This window comes from Megasphaera sp. MJR8396C (assembly GCF_001546855.1).
Taxonomy (GTDB): Bacteria; Bacillota; Negativicutes; order Veillonellales; family Megasphaeraceae; genus Megasphaera.
Genome location: NZ_KQ958163.1, coordinates 1 through 5,785, shown reverse-complemented (window position 1 = coordinate 5,785; position 5,785 = coordinate 1). Strand labels below are relative to the sequence as shown.

The 5,785-nt window shown below is 43.9% G+C and carries 3 protein-coding genes; all 3 read left to right on the top strand.

Features of this window, described 5'->3' with window-relative positions; all coding sequences use genetic code 11:
• Positions 1–48 precede the first annotated feature (48 nt).
• The 3 genes from HMPREF3201_RS11980 (at position 49) to HMPREF3201_RS04060 (ending at position 2,864) form a co-directional block, all read left to right on the top strand.
• Positions 49–192: a nucleoside triphosphate pyrophosphohydrolase family protein gene (locus HMPREF3201_RS11980; protein ID WP_227163250.1), complete on the top strand. Its 144-nt coding sequence runs from the start codon at positions 49–51 to the stop codon at positions 190–192.
• A complete protein-coding gene (locus HMPREF3201_RS11975; protein WP_227163249.1) occupies positions 185–352 on the top strand; it encodes a nucleoside triphosphate pyrophosphohydrolase family protein in 168 nt (55 codons plus the stop codon). Before HMPREF3201_RS11980 ends, HMPREF3201_RS11975 begins: the two co-directional genes overlap by 8 nt.
• Positions 353–911: 559 nt before the next feature.
• Complete coding sequence (locus tag HMPREF3201_RS04060; protein ID WP_062411870.1) at positions 912–2,864, top strand: tetratricopeptide repeat protein; 1,953 nt, start codon at positions 912–914, stop codon at positions 2,862–2,864.
• The last annotated feature ends 2,921 nt before the right edge of the window (positions 2,865–5,785 follow it).

Here is a 5,785-nt window from a genome sequence, read left to right as displayed (position 1 = left end):
AGCCACCCGTTTTACGGGTGGAGGCGACTTTGCAGAGGAGGAAATAAAATGGATTTACAAGAAGTAACCAACATGTCGATGGAAATCCGTAAGAAATATCATGCCTTAGAACGGCAGATTCACGAGCAAGAATGGACAACCGAAGAAGATGCCCTGGCCTTTCTGACCGATGCCGGGCCAAGTCATGGTTAACGAAGGCCGCTGGCCCAGTGATAATCAAGCCATCCTGCCGGCCAAAATCGGAGAATGCGTCTGGTGGCTGGCGGTCCTCTCAGAAAGAAACGGTATCGATTTTTCAGAAGCCGTCGAAGGCTTTTTAAAGACGCGGTTGGAAGAATTGTCGAAAGATTGAAGATGCGATTGTATGAGAAAAATCTCTATGAAACATCGGAATTGATTTATCTCTTGGATTTTTATGAACCGGTGATTTCTAGAAAATCCAAGATTTAGGATAGAACTACAATAATGTGTACGCTTACTATTTCTTAGCATTTAAGTACAAAAATACCATAGTTTATGTCAATAATATAGAACATTTATGGTTGTTTTTTTGTAGATGAAGATACATTTTGTTGTGAAAGTATTGTATAATAGAAATAAAATGGAAATTTCTTAAGGAGAAATTAGCAGGTTGATGTGCTATAAATTATCCATGACGTTTCAGCAGAGCGCGGTTCTGATATTACATTGTGAAAGATGTCGAGCTTCTTAGTTTGCGGATGACTTCTCCACTTTGACGGACAAGTCCCGCTTATGCTGAATTTTCAGTCGTCATCTAGACTTGCATCATTATACTGCTTGTGATCGGAAATCCATAGAGTCAGACAACTATATTATGATATCCGATTGTTCTTAAAGGACCGAATGAAGAAGGCTATTTGCTTTCAATATAGAATTAGGAGGAATGGTGTATGACAGAATCGAGATTTCACTTTTTGGAGGCGGACTTTCCCTGCTTATATGAAACTTGCGTCCAGGCCGAGCAAGCTGCTGAATCTGATGTGGCCATGATGAAGATTCGCCAAGCTATGGAGCTCATGCTCCGTGACTTAGGGGCACGTAATCGGGACTTTTTTTTGAGCATCAATGAATTAGAAGGGAGAGCAATCCTAGATCAAGAAACCAGCCGACAGTTTCATGATCTTCGCCGTATCGTCAATCAAAAAAGTGATGGTAAGGAGGCTACGGATATACAATCGTGCTTGGATCAGTTATCAGATCTCATACTAGATTGTGGATTAAAACCAGAAAAAACATATGGTGTGAATCCCTTTTTTCTTGACGAGGGCCGCTGTTTGGCAAGGGCCGTGAAGTTGGCTGAGGACACAGCGGAATCTGAGTCGGACGATAATTGGAGCATAGATCCGTTGAAATTGGCAGATATCATTCAGAATCCGGAGGGACTGCAACAGGCTCAGATGTCATTGTCCCGCCGGGAATCTGAAACACAGGAAGACTTTGAGCGGCGCATTGCTGGCAGGCCGCCCGTATGCATTGGCTGTGCCATCCTTGACACTCGCCAAAAAGACGGCTATACGGATGTCAATTTTTTGGTTCATCACATCGATTATAATCCGGGCATTCGTTTTTCTCCCGTCAGCGCGTTTTATACGACAGGCGTGACAGTTGATAAGGTTATCGACGGGGAATTGTTTGCTAAGCTGAAAGTCCATGAAGGCAAGGTTTGCTGTGATTACAGCCAAGTATCTCTCCAAGATGGAGACGATGTTATCTCCGTACAGCCCATCTGTTGGGATAAATTATTTTATGAAAACGATGAGGAGTATAACGCCAGAATTAGTAACCTGCCCTTATTGCCCGTTGGCCTCGGGACTGTAGATAGACGTGAGTCCGATCTTGAACCATGGAAGCTGTCCATGGACATTAATCCTTTTCGGTATGCAGAACCTGTCTTGGGAAATCTTTTATCGCCCGATAAAAAAATGAAAGTTGAGTGTCATTCCGACCTAGTGAAAAAGCTTTGTGACGGGAAACTCCCGTGCCTGCTTTTCGTGAAACTGCACAAGACCTGGGCGGCTGCTAGGAGTGTTTTGTGGCGAGAGGATGTCGGTGAAATCGTAGAAAACAATTATGTCGATGCCGTAGATTGGCTTCAAAAAGGCTACCATAGAGGCTATGCGCCGGCACAGTATCAGCTTGGGATGCTTACCCTAGAGATGAGCAAAGATTACCCAAACGCTTCCATAGATATATCGTCCGCAGCTTATAAAGGCTATGCACCAGCTGAATATCAGTTAGGCAATCTTTATTATAATGGACAGGGAGTCGATCAAGATTACTGGAAAGCCTTAGAATGGTGTCGAAAAGCGGCTAAGCACGGTTATGCCCCGGCACAACATCAGTTAGGGTATTTTTATTATAACGGACAAGGCGTCGAGAAGGATTACCGTGCCGCTGCAGACTGGTTCCGAAAAGCAGCTGAGCAAGGATATGCAGAGGCCCAGAATGACTTAGGCTGGCTTTATTATATCGGAGCAGGAGTTGAACACGATTATCAGACAGCCGCAGCCTGGTTTCGACAAGGAGCTGAGCAAGGCAGTATATTGGCACAAAATAATTTAGGGGACTGCTATTATAATGGACAAGGCGTCGAACAAGATTATCAGCAAGCCGCAATATGGTATCGAAAAGCCGCCGAGCAGGGCTATGCGTGGGCCCAATTTAATTTGGCAACCTGTTATCTCGACGGCCAAGGTGTCAACTCAGATTGGCAAAAAGCCGCAGAATGGTACGAAGAGGCAAAAGTCCAGGGAAAGGATGATGAAGCGTTACAAAAATTGATACAAGAGGTATACGAGGACTACGAGTTTTTAAAACAAGATGCTGAGAATGATTTATCATGATGACCTTTTGCCATGGGGAATCAAGCGTCGGCCGTTGTCGTGCCGTGGCTAGGGCCGATTTTAAACTGCTCGAAAGTCTTTATAGGCACGAGCGCATAATTTGCTGATACATCGACAAAAGACATCCATGGGGAAATACGGCTGTTGGCGGTGGAATTATAACCTCTGCACCATCGTATTTTTTGTTGTAAGTAAGAGTCAGACATAATTAAAGCAATGAAAAAATCTTTAATACATGATGGGCAGAAACTTGAAGCAACCGTGCCCTATCATAGATTTCAATAGGGAATTGGGAGGACAGATTATATGACCGCGTCGAGATTTCATTTTTTTTAGAGGAAGATTTTGCCGGCTTATATGAAATCTGCGTCCGGGCAGAGCAAGCCTCTGAATATAATGAGGCCATGATGCAGATCCGACAGGCGATGAAAAAAATGATCCATGATTTAGGGGCCGTAAACGAGAGATTTTTCGGGGCATCAACGAATTAGAAGAAAAGCAGCTCCTGAATCGAGAAACAAGCCGACTCTTCCATTCCCTTCGCCGTGTCGTCAATCAGCAAGATGGAGCAGGGAAGAGTAGTTTTGATTATAGCGACGCAATCTGGGGAGAGGCTCTGGAATCTGTACAATGATAAAGGAATCGAGATATTGGAAGGACCTCTCAGGGCTAGTTATGTGTATGTTAGGGTAAGTATTACTTCAAAAGGGGGTGTTTTTACGTTCATATACTTAAAAGAAAAGTCAGCACCGTGAGATGCAGTCTTTTAACAATAAAGGGTTATAGCCGTTATATATTAGCCAAATCACAGTGATTTGTAAGTGGCGAGTCGTACTGTCATGTAAAAATTTGTATATTAGCTGAGGTTATTGTTCATACCGATGATATGAAGTTAATGGACTGAACAATGAGTATCTATATTTTCTGAATGATTTTATAGGAACGAAATATTAGAGGGTGATGCCTATGCTGGGAAATGTGGCTGGTCCATTCATGTGCGGCGGTACGCCACCAAATTATAAGTATTGTCCTACTTGTGTCTTTGCAGAGGGGAAACCCTTATTAGGCACCTGTATGATGTATCCGGGAGGGATGTTGCTCAAGCCGAATCATGTGTATGACGGTAAGCCTTGCAAATGGTATCAGAAGATAGAGTGAAAGCATTCGCCATGAATAGAGAGTATTCTGACATTAGACGTTGTGCGTTAGCTTTCGGAGACCGTTCAGAGAGGATATACTACCTTGGTTTTGTGGACGGGAGGACTTATGGACAGAAAGGAGTGCTGCCTATGCCGGGAAATGTAACCGGTCCCTTTATGTGCGGATGTACGCCGCCAGATTATAAGTATTGTCCGACTTGTGTCTTTGCAGAAGGGAAGTCTTTATTGAGCACTTGCATGATGTATCCGGGTACGTCTATAAAGCCGAAAGTAGTGGACGAAGGCGGCCCTTGCAAATGGTATCTGAAAATGGAGTAAAAAAATTATTACGGATGGAGGGCTGCCTATGCCGGGAAATGTGACGGGACCGTTTATGTGCGGATGTACGCCGCCGGATTATAAGTATTGCCCAACTTGTGCATTGGCAGAGGGCAAACCATTGATTAGTACCTGCTTAATTTATCCGGATCCTTACGGAAAACCGAAAGAAATCGACGAAGGTGGGCCCTGCCAATGGTATATGAAAATAGAATAAAGCAGGCATACCATGAACTGCTTTCTTAAAGTTGGGAATGCTGCCGTGAAGGGTATTTTTTCAGACAGTAAAGGGACATTCGTCGTTTGTCGAATCGATAATAGGCTTATAACGAATCATGAGCGTGTTTTTCATGAGACTTTAAAATGAGGTGATGATATGCCCTTAGATCGTGTAAATGCATATGTAAAAGAAAAGGGATTTGATGCTGCTAAAAAAACGGGGACCTGGAAGGACTATACGGTATACACGCCTCTCTTTGAAGACGAGGAGGGAAAGACGATACCAACCGGACTCCCGACCTTGGTATTAGAGAAAAATGGCAGTTTAAAGTGGATAACCGGGAAAGAAGTTTTCTGTATTTTTGATGAAATTTTTCGTTAGGCAAAGCAGCCTAAAACATTATGCATAATATGGTCGTATCAGAAGCGGGAAGGGCGGACCCAGTCCGACTTGGAAGACTGATATGATAACAAAAAAGAACCAGTATGAAGCGTTACATCCGGAAACGACTCGGAAATGGGAGACGTGGACCGGCCAGCACTGAATACTGATTCTTATGAAAGCCGTATGAGACGTCGTTTTTAACGTATCAATGATAAGTCACAACCGCTATCTGTCGATGCTGACGGTACATCCATGTCGACTATTTTCTTGAATGTGCAGCAGCCATGCAACGACGTTGAAAGGGACATTAACAGATGCTCATACGCCACCGATGGAGACAAAGATCGCTTTGACCTCGTCGGCGGCACTGACGATATGAGTATAGACAGTGCTTTTTAACCATTGTCTCTTAGTACCTCAAGGGCTGGCTTCCGTTTTGAAGGATGGGCACGCTTTGCGGACAGTCTCTCATGAATTCAATCACCGAAGAAGTTGCAGGAGCGGAAAAATCCGTTCAGACATGGACTCGTTGAAGCACTGAGATGACGGAAAAATAGGCCGGATTGAAGCGGCAGATGTCTGGAGAGGCAATTCCCTAATCGATAATAAATTATGATTAAAATGGGGCAATATATAATATGGTAATATAAGGAGCGGATACCCGTCGCAGCATGCAGCTGACGGGCACCGCTTTTTTATCATGAATACGAGCGAAATCGCGATCTTGAAGCATTCAATGGCCGACGGCGGCTGAGCATTTTTGTCGCCGGGTCAATATGATGTCAAAAACAATGGATTTTATGATGCCAACAATCAAAACCACCAGTTTAACTGGTGGT